Genomic DNA, 21,480 nt, shown 5'->3' with positions numbered 1-21,480 from the left:
GATGTTGGCATTGATTGCTATTTGAAAGGCCATTGCACGATTAAATACGACTAAGTACGGGCTGCAAATTTTTAGCGCAACAAGCTGTGAACGGATAGTTTTTTGCAAGACCATGATTAATCTGAGTGTAAGGGATTGACAGCATGTTTATTTCAAACTGCGAACAAACACTGTTATAATTTTATACATCTCAATATTTTAATGACAAATTTAACCATAGGCGATGATATGAGTAGCAACCAATTTAATAACAATGCTTCTAATAAGGTGGTAATTAATTTTAATAACCAACCGACTAATTTTGATGATGCTACGATGCCCAATCTGCCTGTGCAAGATGTGCCAATTATTGAAACGCCGCGTATCGCTGAAGCCGCCCAAACATCAACGCTGCAAGCACCTGTGACCCCTCAATCTGTGTCACCAATGCCGCAAAGCCAACACCAAGGGCAGCCTGCAACCACACAGCAGCCATCTGCCAATACGGCTGAGCCAACCGCAGAACCTGAACAAAAAGGGGGCTGGTTTAGCCGCATGAAGCAAGGCTTGTCAAAAAGTCGTAAAAACTTGACCGAAGGCTTAACCAATATTTTGATTGGTGGTAAAGAAATTGATGATGAGCTACTTGAAGAAGTCGAAGACCAACTGTTGGTCGCCGACATCGGGGTGAATGCCACCAATCGCATTATCAAAAACTTGACCGAAGCCACTGCCCGCGGTGATTTGATTTATTCTCATTCACTGTATAAAGCGCTACAAAAAGAACTAACCGATATCTTGACACCCAAAGTTGCGCCACTGGTGGTGGATGCTAGCACAAAACCGTTTGTCATCTTGGTCGTTGGGGTCAATGGCGTGGGTAAAACCACCACCATCGGTAAACTTGCCAAACGTCTGCAAGGCGAAGGCAAATCAGTGATGTTAGCAGCGGGTGATACGTTCCGTGCGGCAGCCACCGAGCAATTGCAAGTTTGGGGGGAGCGCAATAATATCCCTGTTGTCGCCCAAGGTCATGGCTCAGACAGTGCCTCGGTGATTTTTGACGCCATTCAATCTGCCAAAGCCCGTGGCATTGACGTGCTGATTGCCGATACCGCAGGGCGTCTACAAAATAAAACCAATTTGATGGAAGAGCTAAAAAAAGTGATTCGCGTCATGCAAAAAGCCGACCCGACAGCGCCGCATGAATCCATGATTGTGCTTGACGCGGGTACAGGACAAAATGCCCTAAATCAAGTAGAAATATTCAATGAAGCAGTGCCATTGACAGGCGTGACCGTCACCAAATTAGATGGTACCGCAAAAGGCGGCGTGGTATTTAATATCGCTGAAAACACCAACGTGCCGATTCGTTTTATTGGCGTGGGTGAAAAAATTGATGATTTGCGCCCATTTCAAGCCGATGATTTTGTCAAAGCGCTATTTGAAAAAGATGAGTAACATGATAATGACGTCTTATCAACTTGCGAAAAATTTGCCAACGGTGACGCTTGTGGCGCATCAAGGCTGTTTGATTGCGCTCGATTGGCATACGCAAAAGACCCAAGCCCTATTAGCTAAGCTGTTAGCCAAGTTCAAGGTAAAAGTAGCCGTCATGAATTCGGTAGCGTTAAGTCACTCGATTGATGCCGATGCAAAAGTGCTAGTAGAGACCATCACCCAGCTAAAGGAGTATCAGGCAGGTCAGCGACAAGTTTTTGATATTCCCTTAGATTTATCCACAGGCACACCCTTTCAGCAAAAAGTTTGGCAAGCATTACGACAAATCCCTTACGGTCAAACAATCAGCTATGCACAGCTTGCGCTACAAGTGGATAATCCCAAAGGCTTTCGCGCAGTCGCGCAGGCCAATGGTCGCAACCCACTAAGCCTCATTATTCCTTGCCATCGCGTGATTGCCAGCGATGGCAAATTGGGCGGTTACACCGGTGGGGTTGAGATTAAGCAAACATTGCTTGATATAGAGCAAGCAAGTTATCAGCGATAAACAATAACCCAATGAGGCGTTATTGTTTGTCATCTGCATCTTTTTCTTCCCAAGTTTCTAAGCGTTCATAAATACGACCATAAACGGTATTTTTACGATACTTGCCTTTTTTGGTCATCTCATCAGGCGCCAGACCTGTCAATAGATACATGGCTTCATTGACATGCTCTACGGCATAGATGGTAAATTTACCTGCCGTCACGCTATCGATGATATCTTGACGTAGCATCAATTGCGCCAAATTGGCTTTGGGTACAATCACCCCTTGTTTACCCGTCAAACCTTGCTCGACACACGCATCATAAAACCCGGCGATTTTGGCATTGACGCCGCCGACCGCTTGGACTTGACCAAATTGGTTCATCGAGCCAGTCACCGCCAAGCTTTGATTAATCGGGGTTTGCGATAGGGCAGATAATAGTGCGCAGGTTTCGGCTACTGTCGCGCTATCGCCATCGATACCGCCATAACTTTGTTCAAAAGCCAGCGATGCGGTAAAGTTAAGCGTGTGGTCTTCTGCAAACAGCGCTTTTAGGTAACTACTCATAATCAGCACGCCTTTGGCATGGATAGAGCCGCCTAAATCCACATCGCGCTCGATATCAACAATATCGGCATGCGCGGCACTGTGATGCACTGACGCTGTCAATCGAGCAGGCATACCAAACTCACTATCTGCGTAGCTGATGACTGTCAGCGCATTGATTTGACCAATCGCTTTGCCTTGGGTGCTAATCAGCTGTTGCCCTTTTTCTAGCTCTTGCCAGAACAATTGCCGTAAATAGCCCGAGCGGTGACGAATATCCTCAATGGCTTGGCGGACATGGCTAGCGGTTACTGTGTTTTCAGGCGTAAGCTCTGATTGATTGATGAGCGCATGACGATTGGCTTCGAGTAATAGCTGTGCCAATCTGTCCCCATGTAGGCTTAACTCATGCTGGTCTTCTGCTTGCTCGCTGAGATAATCCAATAAACACGCCAAAGCGGTGTTATCAAACGTTAGCAATTGGTATTTGCTTATCATATCGGCAATTTTGGCGGTCATCGCTTGTTCGTTGGCGTGACTGCGTACCACGCGATCATGAAAATCTGCACGGATTTTGAATACGGCATTAAATTCAGGCTCAAAATCTAGCAGGTCATAATACAAGTCTGGTTCACCGAGTAAAATGACTTTGACATCAAGCTTAATCGGTTGTGGCTCAAGGCTGATACTGCCGGTCAGTGTCAGCATTTGCTCAAGGCTCGACATCTTGATTTGGCGGCTTTGCAGCGCGCGTTTGAGACCTTGCCACGCATACGGATATTCAAGCAAATTAGTTGCTTCAAGCACCAAATAACCGCCATTCGCACGATGCAGTGAACCGGCTCGAATCAGACTGACATCCGTTGACACGGTGCCCAAATGGGTAATTTGCTCGACATGACCGAGTAAATTTAAATGGGTAGGTAAGTCTTCAAACACAATCGGTGCGCCTTGATCGGACGCATGGCTTGCAATCACATTGACAAAATAGCGCGCTGGCAATGGCGAGAAATGGCTAGGCAAAAACTCTTCATCATCTTCATTGATGATTCGTTCTACATGATTGACGATATCGTCATGCACGTCTTGCAAATACTTACGAACCTTTGGTAAGGCTTGATACTTGTCAAATAACGGCTCCATCAGAGGTTTTAAGGTACGCCGAGTCAATGAATGGTGTAGCGCTTGCAGGGTCTGATTGGCTTCATCTTCAATTTGCTCAAGCTCAACGGTCAGTTGGCTCAAGCGTTTTTGCATGTGGTTCTTATCTTGATAATTGGCAACATACGGCGATTTTGGGGTTAAGCCAAAGCTGGCTTGATTGGTTGCGCTCGAGGTATTATTAGAGGTGCTAGTTGTGGTGCTAGAGGTTTGAGTGGCTTTAAGTGGTAAAACTGGCGCTTTGCCACTGGATTTTTGGCGACCCAATTTATTAACAGGTTTGATTGATAAATAACCATCGCTTGGCTCGATATCATTGTAACTGTCATTGTCATTGCCATCGGCTCGGTTGTCACTAAAATCCGATTTGATAAAAATCGGTTTATTGTCTGAAGGTCGCAGCGCCAATGCAAGTGAATACTGTTTACCTTCTTCATGCAGCGCATGATAGACCTGTTCTTCACGAAGGCTAATTTCATTCTTTATGGCTTCTACTTTACTTTGGTAGTGCTCACTGCGAAAACGCTGATTGAGCTGACGCTTGGTGGTTAGCCAAAAGGTTTTGACATCTTCTGCTAATTGCTTGCCCATGCCAGCAGGAAGGTCAAGCGCAATCGGGGTGCGCGCATCAACAAAATTATGCACATACACCCAGTCATTGGGCGTGGGTTTTTGTTTGGCGTGTGCTTGAAGCAGGCGAGTGATTAAGGTGCGTTTGCCCAGTCCGTTTTCACCTGCAGCAAAGATATGATAACCATTGGCATTGATATCAAGCGCAGTGGCAATCGCTTTACACGCGCGCTCTTGCCCAAAGCCAATCTCAAGCGTTTTGGTATGGTGGCTATCTTTTGGCAAGGTCGCTGGGTCGGTATAACGGCGCAAGTGCGAGATTGCAACAGGCTGTAAATTGTCAGATTTGATGGTATCGGTAATGATAGCGGCGGATTTTGAAGTCACAGGGGCAGTACGAACAGATTTTGCAAGGGTATTTTTCATAAAACAAGTTTCATCAACGCATTAAAAAGCGGTAGTGGGAAAGATAAACAATGACAGTGACAGTTAGAGTGACAGTGCTTAGGGTCTGAAGTCTAAGGTTTAGGGTCACTTATAGTTAACAGATAGGTTTTGGTAAGTGGTAATAAAGTATCAGTATGATGTGGTTTTTTGTTGATAAAATCAATGGCTATTTTTTCGTGAATCGTTGCCTTAAGGTTTCAGCCGCAGTAATATAAAAGTTGATGGGTAAGTATTTGCTAAGATAACATATTGACGCTTAACACAATCGTTTGAGACAACAACATGGCTAAAACAGAAAACGGATTTATTTTAGCGCTAGATCAGGGCACCACCTCAAGCCGCAGTATTATCTTTGATAACCAATTAACACCCATCGCCATCGCCCAAAAGCCGCTTAATATCATCACCCCAAAAGCCGGGTTTATCGAGCAAAATGCCAACGACATCTGGCAAACCCAAATTAGTACCGCCCAAGAAGTGATTGCCAAAGCAGGATTGTTGGCGACAGATATCTCAGCCATCGGTATCACCAACCAACGTGAGACCACCATAATTTGGCATAAAAAGACGGGTAAGCCTGTCGCACCCGCCATTGTCTGGCAAGATAGACGTACCCATCAGTGGTGTAGAGACTGGCGTGATAAAGGCTTTGACGCCAAAATCCAACAAATTACCGGACTACGTATAGATCCGTATTTTAGTGCCAGCAAAATCGTATGGCTGTTAAACCAAAACCCTAAGCTTCGCCAACAAGCGCTAGCAGGTGAGTTGGCTTTTGGTACCGTGGATAGTTGGCTACTGTTTAACATGACAGGCGAGCATAGCATTGATATCACCAATGCCTCACGCACCATGCTGATGTCTTTGCAAACAGGTGACTGGTCTGAGGAGTTATTGGATTTATTTGATATTCCCAAAACCATGTTACCTACCATCAAGCCATCGGATGGCGATTTTGGGGTCACCAAACAAGGAATGTTTGGCAAACAAATCCCAGTCACGGCAGTGCTGGGCGATCAGCAAGCGGCATTGTATGGGCAAGGCTGTAACCGGGCAGGGATGGCAAAATCCACCTATGGCACGGGCTGTTTTTTATTAATGAATACCGGCGATAAGCCCTGTGTCAGTCATCAGCAATTACTCACCACCGTCGCTTGGCAAACCACAGAGGCGAATCACACTCGTCAACCTAACCGGCATGAACCCTCAGGTAAATTGCCCAACTTGTTAAAACCTTTACAAAATTTACAACGACATAAAAAAACAAGCGTCACGCAAACCCAATATGCGCTTGAAGGCAGTGTGTTTATGGCAGGTGCCATCGTGCAGTGGCTACGCGATAACTTAGGTATGATAGCGCGCAGTGAGGACGTTGAAACCTTGGCGGCGCAAGTACCGGATAGCCAAGGAGTGACCTTGATTCCTGCCTTTACCGGGCTTGGCGCACCTTACTGGCGAGCAGATGCTACCGCAAGACTTATCGGGCTGACCCGTGGCACTACCAAAGCGCATATCGCTAGAGCCGCCTTAGAAGCCATTGCGCTGCAAGCTTATGATGTGTTAATCGCCATGCAAAAAGATAGCCCTGTGCCATTGCACGAACTGCGCGTGGATGGGGGCGCTGCCAATAACAATATCTTAATGCAATTTCAAGCCGATATACTCAATGTCCCTGTGCTGCGACCGACGACCACTGAGAGTACTGCAAAAGGGGTAGCATTATTGGCAGGGCAAGCGGTGGGACTATATGATGACACTAGCATTGGTGAAAATTGGCAGCTAGACCGTATCTTTGAGCCTAAAATGGCCTTGTCTGAACGCCAAGCCATCGTGGAGCGTTGGCAGTTTTATATCAATCAACTATTAAACGAACAAAATTAAAGCAAGAAAATCATTACATAGCTCTAAAAAATAAAAATGATGTAAAAACAAATAGTTAACTATATAACAAATTTTTTAAAGACTCGACACGAGAGTGATTTTCGTTAGCAAATAAGGTGATTAAGTAAAAAAAAGCGCTTTATGTACCCAATTTTTAAACCCTGCTTAAAAATATCAGCAAATTTTGGCTAAAAATAGTGATTTTTTGTGTAGAAATTGGATAAAAAAATGTATAATGCTGCAAAATTCGACACTGCGTTGACAGTGATGAAAGTTACTATGATATAAATTATTATGATAAAAGTTACGAAGATGAAAGTCAGGAAATTTTTTTGGACAACGTTGGTATAAGCAAGCAGGGATAACTGGTAACTAAACATTAAGGATATGACAGTGGATAATCAATTTGTTATCGCTACGGCAAATTTACTTAACTTTGCACTGCCCAATCGGGTTTTTTACCGAAACCAAGATGCGTATACGCCACAGCAATATCAACAAAAGATTAATGCACTTGCCCCCATCTTTCGGCAATTGCAAGCTGATATCATTGGTTGCCAAGAAATTTGGGATGAGCAAGCACTGATTGACTTATGTCGTGCGGCCGGTCTCAATGACTATCATGTCACTGTGCCACTAGCCAGTAATCAGCCAGATAGTCCATTAACCCAAGGACGAGGCGCAGTTGGCACCCCGAGCGTAGGTTTGGTATCGCGTTTTGAAATTATTAACACCCAATTGCTCACGCAGATGCCTGCGATTGCGTTGTTGGACGTTCCTGATGTTGGGCTTTATCAACAATTTAACCGTCCCCCGCTGATTGCCGACATCCGATTGCCAAATGGCATGGTGGTCACCGTGATTGTGGCGCATTTAAAAAGTAAACGCCCTGAGTTTTTAGAAAACGCGCAAGGCGAGCCGTTAGAAGATCGCAATGATCCGCTAATTCGAGTCCGCGCCAAGCTGCGCAGTCTGTGTATGCGGGCAGCGGAAGCGGCAGGCATTCGCCAAGTGGTCATCGAAAAACTGTCACACAACAACCATCCGCTGATTTTGTTAGGGGATATGAATGATGTGATGCAAAGTGTCACTTGTCAACTTTTAAGCGAATCGGGCGAAGTATTTTATGATAAGTCGATGCGGGATATCGTGCTATATGATGCCTCTACGATACAAAGCCGTATGCACTGGCTTAAAGATGTGGCGTACACACATATCCACCAAGGTATGCCAGAAGTGCTTGACCAGATTTTGGTATCTGAACAGTTTTTAGCTGATAGTAAATTTAACATCGGCGAAGTATTACAAGTTGATTATTTTAACGATCATCTCAAATTTATTGTAGAACAACGCCCAACCGATCATGGATTGGTACGGGCACAAATTAAACTTTATTCATAATCAGTCGATAGAGAGGAAATATGTCAAGCGCTTATGATGAAAAAATTGAGGATGTGTTAGTGGACTCTGAGCTCGCTCGCCGCTTGGTCCCTAACAAATTCAAGTTCACTAGCCAGCAAGGTCGTTTACGTCGCCAAAAATTATTAGCCGCTGCCAAAGAATTGAGCGCGACCCGACCTGTCAGTGAGATTAGTTTGGCTGATGTGTGTGAACGAGCGGACATTCCCAGAGCTTCGGCATATCACTTCTTCCCAAACGTTGAAGCGATTTTTTTGGCATTACGTTTTTTAAATGCGATAGAAATTTTTAACAAGCTTGAAAAAGTGGATGCCAAACAATTTAGTCGCTGGCAGGCTTATATCACCACAGTCATTGAGACAGGCGTTGATATTATTCAATCTGATTTAACGGTTGCCCGTTTGATTTATGAGACCAATACCCCAGATTTTGAGGGCAATGCGTTTGGTAGTGAAATCGAAAAAAGCCTTGCCCAAATGGTGTATGATAAGTTGTCTGAGCATTATAAAATGCCGGCTTTAGAAACCATTCATCAGCAATTGTTAGTCGCATACGGTATCATTAATGGTATTTTTATTTTAGCCTATCGCTCAGAAAAAGAAATTACCGATACCTATCGTCAAGAAGCGATTACAGCGGTGATTGCTTATCTACGTTGTTATCTACCTGAAAATTTGCCAAAAAACGGCTAATTTTATAACCTACTAGGGTTTTAAGCGATAGGCAATACAAGAGGTAATAAAAAACCCATCAGCGAGATGGGTTTTTTTACTTAAACAGAAAATCTACGACTTGATTTTATTTTGAGTATTTTGTGCGGTATTGGTTACTGCGTCACCTGTTTTTGATACGTCTTTACCAAAACCTTTGACTGTATTACAACCTGTGACAGCAAACATAACAGCGATTGATGCAGCGATTAATTTTTTCATTTTAAATTTCCTCAGATATATCCATTATTTTTTAACAGTTTTTAGCTACCAGGTTAAATCATGCGACTTTATTGATTCATAGAAGATTGGTTCATAGAAGTTAAAATAAAGTAAAACATGCTTGGTAGAGCCATGGTAATGCAGGTTAGTCTAACGTCGCTATAGCGTTAATGTAACCAAAACTATCAAGTTGTAAAAAAAACTTAAATTTACGCAATAAGTATAGGTTTTTTGTAAATTAATCTTCGCATTTAGCGCTTTTTTATTTCAATCTGGTTAAGGATGTCGACATGATTCATGTGGTATTAGTTGAACCCAAAATGCCAAGCAACACAGGCAATATTATTCGGTTATGCGCCAATACGGGCGCAACGCTACATTTGGTTGAGCCACTAGGGTTTGAGTTAGAAGATAAAAAATTACGCCGAGCAGGGCTCGATTATCATGAATGGGCAAATGTCAAAGTACATGCCAATTGGCAGGATGCGCAGGACAGTCTAAGCCAAAGTGGGGTACAAAGAATCGTTGCCTTGACTACCAAGCTTAGCAAGCCTTTATATGATGAAGATTTTACGCAACTGGCAAATATCGCTTTGGTATTTGGGTCAGAGACAGCCGGGTTACCCGAGCCAATTCGCGCGGCAATTGGGCAAGACAACTGGTTGCGTTTGCCTATGTTGCCGACCTCTCGCAGTTTGAATTTGTCTAACAGCGTGGCAATTACATTATTTGAAGTTTGGCGTCAGCAGGGGTTTGGCGGTGATAACGGTCACAGTATCGGTTATGACAATCTCGTCCCTTATGACCCAAAATAACTTCAAAATTTATAAGCAATTTGCAGGTTTGGGCAACCCTGCAATGCGGTTGACATGACGCGCGACAAGACCTGTGTTAAACATGGCTTGCAGTTTGGTGTTATCAATCGCCAATGAGGGCAATTGCTTGGATAAAAACTTGATTAAAGGACGGGTCGTCGGTGGATGACTATATAAATCATAATATTGACGCACCGCAGCTATGATTTGATAGTGTTCAGGGGTTAACGTGACATCCAGCGTGTTCGCCAATTGTTGGGCGATATCTGGTGACCACGTTTGATGAGCTATCAAATGACCGTCTTGGTCAAGGGCGGCTTGGTCAAGTTCGGGAAGTTGGGTCATAGTGTTTATAAGTCAAAAGTGGTATCAAAATTAGGCGGTGTGGTTGGCTTTAGCGTTACTTGAGCACACCAATCAAAGTCTGCTGAAAGGTTCGCTTGCCATGCTTTGAATCTATCAAAATCCGCTAGCGCCAGCCAAGCGGGCGCCATATCATACATGTCAAGGGATGCCAGCATATGGGCAAGCTTGCTCGTGGGCGCATCAAGTAGTAAGTTTAGCATGCCATCACCGATAGTCAGCTGAACTTGGTGATCAAACGCCGCCAGCGCAAACGCCATTGATAAGGCTTCATGACAAAGCAAAAACGTGTCAGCGTGAATATTAATGATAATTTTCATAGTAAATCGCTATCGCTAAACCCATCCCAATTAAAACTGATAAACCGTTTTTGCACTGTGCAGATGCATGGCTAATTCACCCAAACCGACTAATTCAAAGCCATCTGCCAAATTGTCACCTTGTAGCTGATGTCTAGTCGCATTTTCAGCATCTGTTACCCCGCGAGCCAAAGCGGCACTCACACACACTTGAATGGTTAAATTATGACTCATAGCAAAGTGTTGCCAATTTTTTGCCAAATTTTCGATATCATCGGGCAGCCAAATTAATCGGTTTGCCAACATCACCGCATCACTATATAAGAAAATTTTAAAATCGGTAGTAGTCAACGGGTTTTGCTCAACGGTTGTTTTACTATCGTTTGCACATAGCGATTGGGCGCATTCAAGCGCTCGTTTGGTGAGCGGATGACTAGGCGCATGTGTCATCAGCATCACAATCGGTGTATCGAGCGTCGAAGTATTGGGCATGGCGGTATTATTCGATGTAGTTATCAAATCAGTCATTTAACCATCTATAAATTAATCTATAAAGCTGCAATCTGCTCGCTATTTTAGCAAAATCGACCCCTATTTGCGATGCAATTGTCATCAAACTGTTATCAAATTGACATGAGGTTGTCAATGGCGGCTTATAAGCTTAACCCATGCAAAGGATTGATTTAATTTACCGAAACGGCTTTTGTAGTCAAATAAAGCAGTCGGTTGTAATGGTTGATAACATACTATGAGTGACAACACTGTAAACACTAATTTGTACCAGGCTTCGTCTGACACTCAGACGACGTCAGCAAATCGCATGAATCCCCCAACTCAAGTTGCAGGCACGCCTTTTCATGACAATAGGCCATTATTGCATATCGCTTTGGTGACTGAAACTTGGCTCCCCGATATCAATGGGGTAGCCTCAAGCGTTTATCAAATCATGCGCGAACTCAAATCGATGGGGCATCGCATCACGTTGATTCGCCCCAAACAAAGCGATGAAGTCGAACAACATACCCTAACGACAGGGCTTAACACTGCGGCTGTTACCACTGATTTGCAAGTGCCAAGTTTGCCCATTCCCTATTACCCGCATCTGCGCATGGGGCTGCCTTGTTACCGATTTTTAACGAAGCAGCTGCGCAAGCTTCGTCCTGATATCGTGCATATCGTGACGGAAGGTCCTTTGGGGCTTGCGGCGCTGATTGCTGGCAAACAGCAAAGCATTAAAGTCTCTTCAGGTTATCACACCGCGTTCCATGATTTTAGCCGATATTTTGGCTGGAAAGTTGTCTCAGTGCCTTTGCTTGCGTATATGAAGCGTTTTCATAACCAGTGCAATGCTACGTGTATTCCAAGCCAGACCACCCAACATCAGCTCGCTGAATTTGGTTTCAAGCATTTGTACCAAGTCGGTCGTGGCGTTGATACAGCGCGCTATGCACCGAGCAAACGTAGCCAAGCATTACGGCAAAGCTGGGGCGTGGGCGAGGGTACCACAGTGTTAATGTGTGTGAGCCGTGTTTCCCCTGAAAAAGGTATGGATACCGTCATTAAAAGCTTCAAAGCGCTACAATTACAGCAGCTGCATCGTCATGTCAAATTAGTGATTGTCGGTGATGGACCGTACAAAGAAGCGCTCGTTAAACGGCATGCCAATGATACAAGCATTATTTTTGCAGGCTTTAAAACAGGTGAGGCGCTGGCAAGTTATTATGCCAGTGCCGATGCTTTTGTATTTGCTAGTCAAGTGGAAACTTTCGGTAATGTCGTCACCGAAGCGATGGCATCGGGTTTGCCAATTTTTGCCTATCATGATGCGGCTGCGGCGCTGTTGGTGGATGATAGTTGTGGTAAAACCGTAGCGCTTGGGCAAGAACAAGGCTTTGTAGAGATGGTTAGTGAATTACCCAAACAACAACAGCTTGATCAGATGCGATTAGCTGCGCGGCACAAGGTAGCCGCTTTTTCTTGGCAAAAACCTGCCCAAGAAATGTTGACCATGTTTTATGAGGTGCTATCAATCCAGACGAACACTCTAACCGCTAGCCCAGTGACATCAGCACTTTTTTCTTCTCAAGCGTCAGCTCAACATCCGCTAGCGGATTCAACAATCGTCCTCATACCTGAGTCAGTTCACCCGACTGTCGTGGCAAAAAACCACCCCCGATATAGTCATTCACCCCAAAATAGTCACTTAAACCAAAATAGTCACCCAGCCCAAAGACCCGCTGAATCTGCCGCGTTTTTCTCCAAAACGTGAGGTTCAAATAGGCAAAAAAAGGATGGCGCCATGAATCACCCCATCAATCAATCCATGAATCAACCCATAAAACAATCCAAACTGTCACTTGCCAATTCAGAACTCACCTGTACCTCTGTTAGCTCTGTCGAAAACTTACCCAATTTAATGCGCAATTATTATCAATTTTTGCACAGTAAACCTAAACTATATCATTTGCAAAAGCGCGTGCTGCAATGGGATACTCGCTTATGTTTACGGGTAAATTTACTGTCGCAATTGAAGTTTTTTGCGCAGTTTTTCAAAACCATCAGCCGCTTAGGCGATGGTTGGTTTTGGGCGCTATCGACGGTAGTGATGTTAGTAGCGTTATTCTCACAAGGACTGGTCGCTAGTATCGTCGCTATTAAAGTGTGTGCGGTGTTACTCAGCAGTTTTTGCGGTTATTTGCTGTATAAGTATCTAAAAGTGCACACAGTGCGTCCACGCCCTTACCAAGTACACCAGACCATTACTTTAGGTGAACGGCCTTTAGATATATTTAGTTTTCCATCGGGACATACGCTGCAAGCGGTATTGTTTACCATCATGATAGGTCATCAAGTGCCGATGATGTTATGGGTGTTGCTGCCATTTACGATGCTGGTGGCATTATCGCGCTTGGTGCTTGGGTTACATTATCCCACCGATGTGTTGGTGGGGGCAGGCATTGGTGCAACATTTGCGACCATCGGCAGTAAAGTGAGTGATTACTTGGTTGCGTAAATGATGTCGCCAAATAATGATATCGCAAACTATTAAGGCAAATGAAAGCCAAACTGCGCACACATCGTTAACCAATCTGTATCCACAGGTGCAGTGATATCAACACGCCGATTGTCGGTCAGTCTATGAAAAGCCAAGGTATGGGCATGTAACATCAAGCGATGCACGCCGATATGTTGACGGATAGCACGATTTTGGTGATGATCGCCATAACTGGTATCGCCAATAATTGGATGAAACACATGCTTCATATGGCGACGTAGTTGGTGTTTTCGTCCGGTAATGGGCGTCAATCTAGCCAGGCTAAAGCGTGAAGTGGGATAGCGTGCGCGCGCTTGAAACGGCTGTTCAGTTGTTGCCAAGCATTGCCAGTGCGTTTGCGCAGGTTGCAGTAAGGTTAATTCAGCAGGGCTGCTAAGGACTTCATCAAACATTTCTGTCGAACTAAGCTTTCTTTGTTGCAGCGCCTGCAAACTTGGTTTATCACCAATTTTATCCAAAATTTGTGTGAGCGGGTAATCAATCAGCCCAGATGCCTGCTGGGATGTCTGCGCATTCACTGTCAAATATCCGCGCACGATGGCTAAGTAAGATTTTTGCACTTGCCTGTTTTCAAATTGCTCACACAGTTGACGCGCTGATTCGCTTGATAAAGCAAACAGTAGCACCCCCGATGTCGGCCGGTCTAAGCGATGAATCGGATAAACATATTGACCCAGTTGATCGCGTAGGGTCTGCATCACAAACTCGGTTTCATGACGGTCAAGCCAGCTTCGATGAACGAGCATACCCGCAGGCTTATTGACTGCCACACAATGTTCATCTTGATATAAAATTTCTAACATAGCGTTTTCCCAAAAGCCACAGACATAAAAAAGGTCAGAATCGTATCTGACCTTTTCACCACGTTAACCATTATTCATGTTCGTTGTGCATCGGTGGATGACGCTTAAAGCCACCGGTTTTAAACGCCAAATAGATAAGACCGATTACTGCCCAGCTTAAACCCATTTTGATAGCGATTGGCTCACTTTCTTTCCACATCAGCGCAACACTGATAAAGCCCAACAGCGGCACAATCAAATACATAAACAAATCATAGGCACTGTGGTAGCGTTTTTCACGGATGATGTAGGTCGCAATCACGGATAAGTTAACAAAACTAAAGGCCGTCAACGCCCCAAAACTAATCAAATGCGCGATGACATCAAACTCAATAAAACCCGCGGTTAAGGCAATCACACCCGCGATATAGATATTGTAGGTTGGGGTCAAGTATTTTGGATGAATATGACCAAAAATACGTTTATTAATGACCCCATCACGCCCCATTACATACATCAAACGAGAGACACCGGCATGCGCAGAAATACCTGACGCCATCACCGTGACAATTGCAAAGCCCAGTACAGCGGCTTGAAACGCAGAACCACCGACCAACATCAAAATATCTGGCTGGGTAGCAGCCACATCTGGGAAATATTTGTCAGGGGTTTGCGGGAAATAAATCTGCATAAAGTAAGTACTAATGATAAACACAATACCTGCAATCAATGCCGTCAAGAAAATTGCTTTTGGTAAGGTTTTTTGCACATCTTTGGTTTCTTCTGCCAATGAGCTTAGTGAGTCAAAGCCTGTGAAAGAGAAACATAAAATGGTTGCACCACTGATGAGTGCCGTCATGTTGGCAATATCACTCCAAAACGGCTTTAAGCTCCATAATTGGTAAGCTGCATCATTGATGGTGCCGTCCGCATTGGTGCCTGCCATCAATTTGCTATACACCAACCACGTAAATACACCAATAATCAATAGCTGAATAAACACAATCCAACTATTAAAATAAGCCACGACTTTGGAGCCATGCACGTTAATCCAGGTCATAAATCCCGTCAGAATAAATACCCAAATCCATTTGTTGACATCAGGGAACAGCGCTTCAAGATAAATCACCGCTAGGATAATATTCACCAAAGGTGACAATAAATAATCCAACCAAGAAGACCAACCCACCATAAACCCGACATTGGGATGAATCGATTTTTGCGCATAGGTATATGCCGAACCTGCCGAAGGATAACGACGAATCATGCTACCGTAACTTAGCGAGGTAAGCAAAATAGCAATCAATGCAATAATATAAGATGTTGGAACGTGCTGATGACTGGCTTCAGAAACCAAGCCAAAGGTATCAAATACGGTCATGGGCTGAATATACGCCAAACCAATAATGATAATGTGCCAGAGTGCCAATTGGCGTTGCAATTTAGCGGGCGAATTAGTCGCAGTGGTGGTATTGTTCAAAGTTACCTTTCTCCTATACCCAGTGGTGTTAAAAACAGTCAGCTGTCAAAAGTCAAATGGGCGCTGTTTTTAGCCAGTTGAGAGTAGATTAATGCAGCGCATTTAATCCATGAAAAAAAAGAGCCTATTATAAACAAAAACTAAGAATAAACTATGAACAATTAAAAAATCTCGTTAAAAAAATCATGCATGGATTGTTCTATGCATGATTTTGTAAAATTTAATCTATAGTCAAAATAGCAGCACAATAGTTATTGGTCGCGATTGGCTTTTTCGCGTTTTTTGAGTAACACCAATACTGCACCATTGCCACCTTGTGCCGCAGGCGCTGAGCAAAAAGCAAGCACTTCAGGAATCTGACGCAACCAGCCATTGACGCAAGTTTTTAAGATACTATCAATGCCCTTGCCATGAATGATTTTTACGCAATTTTCATTGTTTTTTTGAGCCTGCAAAATCAACTGACTCATGGCTTCACGCGACTCTTCAATGGTAGCACCATGTAAATCTACGGCATCATACCAGCGAATCTTGCCTTGTTTGAGGTCATTAAACACTTTGTTTTGTAGCGTTGCGGTTTTATAACTTAAATAAGCATCGCCAGATACCGGGTTGAGCAGCGCTTGCATATCAGACAATACATGCCCGCTATCATCGTCACCGCCGACTGCCGCCGCGCGTTTGGCTAGCGTTGTGGCATCAAGCTTATTGCCAGCGTTGTTTTTATCCGCCAAGTTTTTATCTTTGATTGGCTGCACGCCTGACATGGCTTGCATAAATAGCAATTTATCATCATCAAGATGTTCGCTATTATATTTTTTAACTTGTTTGGCGACTTGTTGCTTGCTCAATAAACCCACGGTTTCAGTCGGTTTGCCGTTTTCATCGGTCTCTTTGGTTTGGCTGCGACCTTTACTCAGTTCGGTTTTAAGCTGCTTTAACTGGTCTTGCATTTCTTTAGAAAATAAATTTGCCATACAATAACTCTATCAATCGGTATAAAAAATAGGGCGTTTATCGATAAAATGCCCTAACATCAAATATTTAACTTGGCTATTTTACGCATTTTGTTGCGATTGTGCCAATAACTTTGCTAAAGCACTACCTGCATCGCCTGTTTTCATAAACTGCTCACCAATCAAAAACGCATGGATGTCATGGCCCAGCATCAATTTTACATCCTCTGCCGAATGAATCCCGCTTTCTGTCACCAATAAGCTATCTTGTGGAAACAGTGTTTTTAGGCGTAGGGTAGTGTCCAAACTCACATCAAAGTTATGTAGATTGCGATTATTAACCCCATACACGTTTTGACGATGGGCGGGCAAGCGTAACGCACGTTCAATTTCTAGCTCATCATGACACTCAATGAGTACACTCATGCCAAGTTTTAACGCCAATTCATGCAGCTCAGCGGCTTGCGCATCTGATAAACACGCCATAATTAGCAAAATACAATCTGCCCCAAGCGCACGTGATTGCAAAATGTGATACGGCTCAATCATAAAATCTTTGCGTAGCACAGGTAGGCTTACCGCTTGGCGTACTTGCAATAAATACTCATCCGAGCCTTGGAAATAATTCGTATCCGTCAATACCGATAAACAAGCGGCACCCGCTTGTTCATAGCCGACTGCGGTGGCGACAGCATCGAAATTAGGGGCAATGACGCCTTTGGATGGCGAGGCTTTTTTGACTTCCGCAATGACACGGATACCCGCTTTGCGCAAACTGCCGGCAAAATCACGGATGTCATCGCGGTTCGTTGCGGCAATTTGCTCAAGGTCGTGCCAAGATTGTTGTTGCTTGGCTTTGGTTAGTTCTTGGCGTTTGGTTTCGACAATTTTTTGTAATACCGAGGGGACTGCTTGATGAGGCATGGTTTTTCCAAAAATTTAATGAGAGGTGAATTGCTGAGTAAAGCTTGCTAATACTGCCATTTTTTGCAAGGCTTTACCACTGCTGATGATATCTTGTGCCATGGCTACGCCTTGTTTTATGCTATCTGCTTTACCTGCTACATAGATGGTCGCACCGGCGTTCAAGGCAATCATATCCGCTGCTTTTTTGGCGATGGGGGTTTTATTGGGATTGTTAGCGAGTGCTTCGCGGATGAGCGCTAGGCTCTGTGCTGGACTGTCAATGATCAAGCCTTTAAGTGTTTGCGATTCGATACCAACATCTTCAGGTTCGATATCATACACGCTGACTTTGCCGTCTTTAAGTTCAGCCACGTGGGTATAAGTCGCCAGTGAGATTTCATCAAGGTTATCCACTGAGCCGACGACTAGCACATGCTCTGCGCCAAGGTTTTTGAACACATTGGCAAGCGGTTCGCACAGCGAAGGATTAAATACCCCAATCATGGCATTTTTGACGCCCGCCGGGTTGGTCAAAGGTCCCAAAATATTAAACACCGTGCGTGTTTTTAGGGTACGGCGAATGGGCATCGCGTGTTTCATTGCGACATGGTGATTGGGCGCAAACAAAAAACCAATACCATGGGTTTTAATCGACTGGGTAATCTGCTCGGTATTTAGTGCCAAATTAATACCCGCTTGCTGCAGCAAATCGGAACTGCCCGATTTGCCGGAAACGCCGCCATTACCATGCTTGGCGACATGACAGCCAGCCACTGCTGCGACCATCGTAGCGGCGGTAGATACATTAAACAAATTCGCGCCATCGCCCCCTGTACCTACAATATCGACGACGTTGGGCACATCCGACAAATCCACTTTAATCGCCAGTTCCCGCATCACTTGGGCGGCGGCGGTAATTTCTTCGATGCTTTCACCTTTCATACGCAGCGCAGTAAGCAGCGCGCCCATCATGGCATCGGGGCATTGACCTTGCATGATGGCTAGCATAACGCCGCGCATTTCTGCATAGGTCAGGTCAATGGTATTGATGGCACGATCCAGCGCGGTGGTAAGTAGTAGTTGGGTTTGCTCTGGGGTTAATGGTTGGTTGTTTTCAATAGCCGTGGTAATGTCACCAAGATAGGGCGTTACAGTATGGGTCATGTCAGTCTCGTATGAGTTTTATGGCTTACACTTTATATATCATTGTACTAGTATACTATAACAAAGCCAGGTTTGAAAGCCAAGTTTTAAAGCCAAACTTTAACCCGCAAAACTCAATTATCCCAGTCTAATAGTTAGCGTTTTGATAGTTTTCATGGTTTTCATAGTTAGCTAAAAAATTTTTCAAAATCGTATACCCATGCTCACTCAAAATAGATTCTGGATGAAACTGCACCCCTTCAATCGGCAATGTTTGATGCCGAATGCCCATCACAGTAGGGGATGGCAGCAAATTATGTGGATGAATATCATCACACCATGCGGTAACCTCTAGGCAAGCAGGTAAACTGTCTGTGGCAATCGCTAAAGAATGATAGCGAGTGGCGTTAAAAGGTGAGGGAAGTCCGGCAAAAATCCCTTGATGGTGATGAAAAACTTGCGACACCCGCCCATGCATAATCGTTGGGCATCGAATGATATGGGCGCCAAATGCTTGCCCAATCGCTTGATGACCCAAGCAAACGCCTAATATAGGAATAATGCCGGCACAGTCTTTGATAAAACTCAACGTATTGCCTGCATCGCTTGGCGTGCAAGGTCCAGGGCCAATGACCAAATAATCGGGATTTAAACGAATGATATCTTCACTGCTGCAAGCATCATTGCGCCAGACTTCAACGGGTTGCCCCAATTGCTCAAAATACTGCACCAAATTGTAGGTAAAACTGTCGTAGTTATCAATAAAAAGTAGCAATCCAGAAACCCTATCATGTAATTATTGGACGATGGTTAGCCGATGAAAAAACTTCACCATTATTTTAATCAAGTATTTTATCACAACCATTCTACAAGTGACTGAAACCGAATAAGTGAAACAGAGTCGCAGAAAGCAATGTGAATGATTTTCACTAAAATAGTTAAACACATATTTTATGCACCATAAAAGTGAATATTAATGAAGTTCTAATTAAAATAGTGCAATTCTTGCAGCCGCATAGCCATTTGACGGCTAGATAGAAGGATAGTAACGTGAGGCAACTTTATAATCCAATCACTGCTTAAATAACTAATTGAATTATATATAAAAATTTAATGTTTGGCATGATAGCGCAAAAGTTGGCACATAACTTGAAAGTTTAAATTCAACAAGCACCACTTTGTTTATCTCTTGTCACAGCACCGAAAAGAGTATAAAGTGGCGTAACGTTTTTTTAATCATTTTTTGCGTAAGTAAAAGGAAACGAGCAATGTCGAATAAATTTTTAGATTTAATCAAATCTAGCGAAGCAAAGTGGGTAGATTTTCGCTTTACCGACACTAAAGGTAAAGAGCAACATGTAAGCTATCCAGCTGACAGCATGGACGAAGACATTTTTGAAGAAGGTAAAATGTTTGATGGTTCATCAATTGCTGGTTGGAAAGGCATTGAAGCGTCAGATATGATTTTGATGCCAGATGCTGATACCGCATTCGTCGATCCTTTCTTTCGTGAAACGACCGTTGTTGTGACCTGTGACGTTATCGAGCCATCAACCATGCAAGGTTATGACCGTGACCCACGTTCAATCGCGCGACGTGCCGAAGAATACCTAAAATCAACGGGTATCGGTGATACCGCATTCTTTGGTCCAGAGCCAGAATTCTTCGTATTTGATGATGTAAAATGGTCAATCGACATGTCAGGTGCCCGTCACACCATCTCAGCTGATGAAGCCGCTTGGTCAACCGATAAAGAAATGGAAGGCGGTAACTATGCGCACCGCCCACGCGTCAAAGGCGGTTACTTCCCAGTACCACCTGTTGATAGCTCACAAGATATGCGCGCTGATATGTGTGCCGCGGTAGAAGCGATTATGGGTGAAGGTCGTGTTGAAGTCCATCACCATGAAGTTGCCTCTTGCCAGCTAGAAATCGGTGTATCATTTAACACCCTAGTTCGTAAAGCGGACGAAGTACAACAGTTCAAATATGCGGTACACAACGTTGCCCACGAATATGGTAAGACCGCGACCTTTATGCCAAAACCGATGGTTGGTGATAATGGTTCAGGTATGCACGTTCACTTGTCAATCCAAAAAGATGGCAAAAACACCTTTGCCGGTGATGAATACGCAGGGTTATCAGAAACGGCGCTTTTTGCAATCGGTGGTATCATCAAGCATGCTCGTGCATTAAATGCCATCACTAACCCCTCAACCAACAGCTACAAACGCCTAGTACCGCATTACGAAGCGCCTATTAAACTGGCTTATTCAGCGCGTAACCGCTCAGCGTCAATTCGTATTCCATACGTGGCAAGCCCGAAAGGCAAGCGTATCGAAGCACGCTTCCCAGACCCAGCAGCTAACCCTTACCTTTGCTTTGCCGCATTGTTGATGGCAGCGCTTGATGGTATCCAAAACAAAATCCATCCAGGTGAAGCCGCGGACAAAAACTTATACGACCTGCCACCAGAAGAAGAAGCATTGATTCCAACTGTGGCAGAGAACTTGGAAGTTGCGCTTAAAGCGTTAGAAGACGACCATGAATTCTTAACCAAAGGTGGCGTATTTACCAAAGAAATGCTTGACGCTTACATTGCCTTGAAAAAAGAAGAAGTAGAGCGTTACAACGTATCAGTTCATCCAATCGAATTTGATATGTACTACAGCTGCTAATAAGTTCGCTTTTCAAAAAGCCCAACTTCACAATAAGTTGGGTTTTTTTATGTGAAATTTTTAGGCTAATAGGCAAAATT

The 21,480-nt window shown here is 44.1% G+C and carries 20 protein-coding genes; 9 read left to right on the top strand and 11 right to left on the bottom strand.

The features are described from left to right. Positions 1 to 228 precede the first annotated feature (228 nt). Both ftsY and ACAM37_RS06110 read left to right on the top strand, forming a co-directional pair. The gene (gene ftsY / locus ACAM37_RS06115; protein ID WP_472826311.1) at positions 229 to 1,440 is read left to right on the top strand and encodes a signal recognition particle-docking protein FtsY; all 1,212 of its coding nucleotides are present in this window, start codon (positions 229 to 231) and stop codon (positions 1,438 to 1,440) included. A 1-nt stretch (position 1,441) separates the two neighbouring features. Then, positions 1,442 to 1,987: a methylated-DNA--[protein]-cysteine S-methyltransferase gene (locus ACAM37_RS06110; protein WP_219620315.1), complete on the top strand. Its 546-nt coding sequence runs from the start codon at positions 1,442 to 1,444 to the stop codon at positions 1,985 to 1,987. 19 nt (positions 1,988 to 2,006) lie between these two features. On the opposite strand, the gene ACAM37_RS06105 is transcribed toward ACAM37_RS06110, so the two are convergent. Then, on the bottom strand, positions 2,007 to 4,670 hold the full coding sequence (locus tag ACAM37_RS06105; protein WP_369625750.1) for an AAA family ATPase: 2,664 nt from the start codon (positions 4,668 to 4,670) through the stop codon (positions 2,007 to 2,009). 303 nt (positions 4,671 to 4,973) lie between these two features. On the opposite strand from ACAM37_RS06105, the gene glpK reads away from it, so the two are divergent. The 3 genes from glpK (at position 4,974) to ACAM37_RS06090 (ending at position 8,683) form a co-directional block, all read left to right on the top strand. Continuing rightward, positions 4,974 to 6,572, top strand: coding sequence for a glycerol kinase GlpK (glpK, locus tag ACAM37_RS06100; protein WP_369625749.1), 1,599 nt, complete (start codon positions 4,974 to 4,976; stop codon positions 6,570 to 6,572). Between the two features lie 393 nt (positions 6,573 to 6,965). Beyond that, entirely contained in the window at positions 6,966 to 7,973 is a 1,008-nt protein-coding gene (locus ACAM37_RS06095; protein ID WP_472826310.1) for an endonuclease/exonuclease/phosphatase family protein, read from the top strand. Positions 7,974 to 7,993: 20 nt separating this feature from the next. Then, positions 7,994 to 8,683, top strand: coding sequence for a TetR/AcrR family transcriptional regulator (locus ACAM37_RS06090; RefSeq protein WP_065252496.1), 690 nt, complete (start codon positions 7,994 to 7,996; stop codon positions 8,681 to 8,683). A gap of 93 nt (positions 8,684 to 8,776) precedes the next feature. Here the strand turns inward: ACAM37_RS06090 and ACAM37_RS06085 are convergent, their stop codons facing one another. Then, on the bottom strand, positions 8,777 to 8,923 hold the full coding sequence (locus ACAM37_RS06085) for an entericidin A/B family lipoprotein (protein ID WP_060994912.1): 147 nt from the start codon (positions 8,921 to 8,923) through the stop codon (positions 8,777 to 8,779). 290 nt (positions 8,924 to 9,213) lie between these two features. Between ACAM37_RS06085 and ACAM37_RS06080 the strand changes: the two genes are divergently transcribed. Next, complete coding sequence (locus tag ACAM37_RS06080; RefSeq protein WP_099807880.1) at positions 9,214 to 9,738, top strand: tRNA (cytidine(34)-2'-O)-methyltransferase; 525 nt, start codon at positions 9,214 to 9,216, stop codon at positions 9,736 to 9,738. Positions 9,739 to 9,747: 9 nt separating this feature from the next. Here ACAM37_RS06080 and ACAM37_RS06075 read toward each other — a convergent pair whose 3' ends face one another. The 3 genes from ACAM37_RS06075 to tusD are packed head-to-tail and all read right to left on the bottom strand — an operon-like array spanning position 9,748 to position 10,892. Further along, positions 9,748 to 10,083, bottom strand: a complete 336-nt coding sequence (locus tag ACAM37_RS06075; RefSeq protein WP_369625747.1) for a TusE/DsrC/DsvC family sulfur relay protein — start codon at positions 10,081 to 10,083, stop codon at positions 9,748 to 9,750. Positions 10,084 to 10,088: 5 nt separating this feature from the next. Beyond that, positions 10,089 to 10,421, bottom strand: coding sequence for a hypothetical protein (locus ACAM37_RS06070; RefSeq protein ID WP_369625746.1), 333 nt, complete (start codon positions 10,419 to 10,421; stop codon positions 10,089 to 10,091). 30 nt (positions 10,422 to 10,451) lie between these two features. Then, the gene (gene tusD / locus ACAM37_RS06065; protein ID WP_472826338.1) at positions 10,452 to 10,892 is read right to left on the bottom strand and encodes a sulfurtransferase complex subunit TusD; all 441 of its coding nucleotides are present in this window, start codon (positions 10,890 to 10,892) and stop codon (positions 10,452 to 10,454) included. A 328-nt stretch (positions 10,893 to 11,220) separates the two neighbouring features. Here tusD and ACAM37_RS06060 point away from each other — a divergent pair, with 328 nt between their 5' ends. Together ACAM37_RS06060 and ACAM37_RS06055 are read left to right on the top strand one after the other, a co-directional pair. Continuing rightward, complete coding sequence (locus ACAM37_RS06060; protein ID WP_369625744.1) at positions 11,221 to 12,669, top strand: glycosyltransferase family 4 protein; 1,449 nt, start codon at positions 11,221 to 11,223, stop codon at positions 12,667 to 12,669. 147 nt (positions 12,670 to 12,816) lie between these two features. Continuing rightward, a complete protein-coding gene (locus ACAM37_RS06055) occupies positions 12,817 to 13,413 on the top strand; it encodes a phosphatase PAP2 family protein (protein ID WP_369626836.1) in 597 nt (198 codons plus the stop codon). Between the two features lie 32 nt (positions 13,414 to 13,445). Here ACAM37_RS06055 and truC read toward each other — a convergent pair whose 3' ends face one another. The 6 genes from truC to ACAM37_RS06025 form a co-directional block, all read right to left on the bottom strand. Continuing rightward, entirely contained in the window at positions 13,446 to 14,258 is an 813-nt protein-coding gene (gene truC / locus ACAM37_RS06050) for a tRNA pseudouridine(65) synthase TruC (protein WP_369625743.1), read from the bottom strand. A gap of 70 nt (positions 14,259 to 14,328) precedes the next feature. Next, a complete protein-coding gene (locus ACAM37_RS06045) occupies positions 14,329 to 15,717 on the bottom strand; it encodes an APC family permease (protein ID WP_369625742.1) in 1,389 nt (462 codons plus the stop codon). 251 nt (positions 15,718 to 15,968) lie between these two features. Continuing rightward, a complete protein-coding gene (locus ACAM37_RS06040) occupies positions 15,969 to 16,694 on the bottom strand; it encodes a Smr/MutS family protein (RefSeq protein ID WP_369625741.1) in 726 nt (241 codons plus the stop codon). A gap of 81 nt (positions 16,695 to 16,775) precedes the next feature. Next, a complete protein-coding gene (trpC, locus tag ACAM37_RS06035) occupies positions 16,776 to 17,597 on the bottom strand; it encodes an indole-3-glycerol phosphate synthase TrpC (RefSeq protein ID WP_369625740.1) in 822 nt (273 codons plus the stop codon). Positions 17,598 to 17,612: 15 nt separating this feature from the next. Further along, positions 17,613 to 18,743 carry an anthranilate phosphoribosyltransferase gene (trpD, locus tag ACAM37_RS06030; RefSeq protein ID WP_369625739.1) on the bottom strand — a complete coding sequence of 377 codons (1,131 nt, stop codon included), beginning with the start codon at positions 18,741 to 18,743 and terminating at the stop codon, positions 17,613 to 17,615. 127 nt (positions 18,744 to 18,870) lie between these two features. Next, the gene (locus ACAM37_RS06025; protein WP_369625738.1) at positions 18,871 to 19,497 is read right to left on the bottom strand and encodes an anthranilate synthase component II; all 627 of its coding nucleotides are present in this window, start codon (positions 19,495 to 19,497) and stop codon (positions 18,871 to 18,873) included. Positions 19,498 to 19,990: 493 nt separating this feature from the next. Here ACAM37_RS06025 and glnA point away from each other — a divergent pair, with 493 nt between their 5' ends. Then, positions 19,991 to 21,400 (top strand): type I glutamate--ammonia ligase, encoded by a 1,410-nt coding sequence (glnA, locus tag ACAM37_RS06020; RefSeq protein WP_062330134.1) that lies wholly within the window; start codon positions 19,991 to 19,993, stop codon positions 21,398 to 21,400. The last annotated feature ends 80 nt before the right edge of the window (positions 21,401 to 21,480 follow it).

The sequence above is a fragment of the Moraxella sp. K23 genome, from assembly GCF_041154765.1.
Lineage (GTDB): Bacteria > Pseudomonadota > Gammaproteobacteria > Pseudomonadales > Moraxellaceae > Faucicola > Faucicola tetraodonis.
Note: the sequence above shows the minus strand (reverse complement) of the source record. Positions and strands in the feature narration are given on the sequence as shown.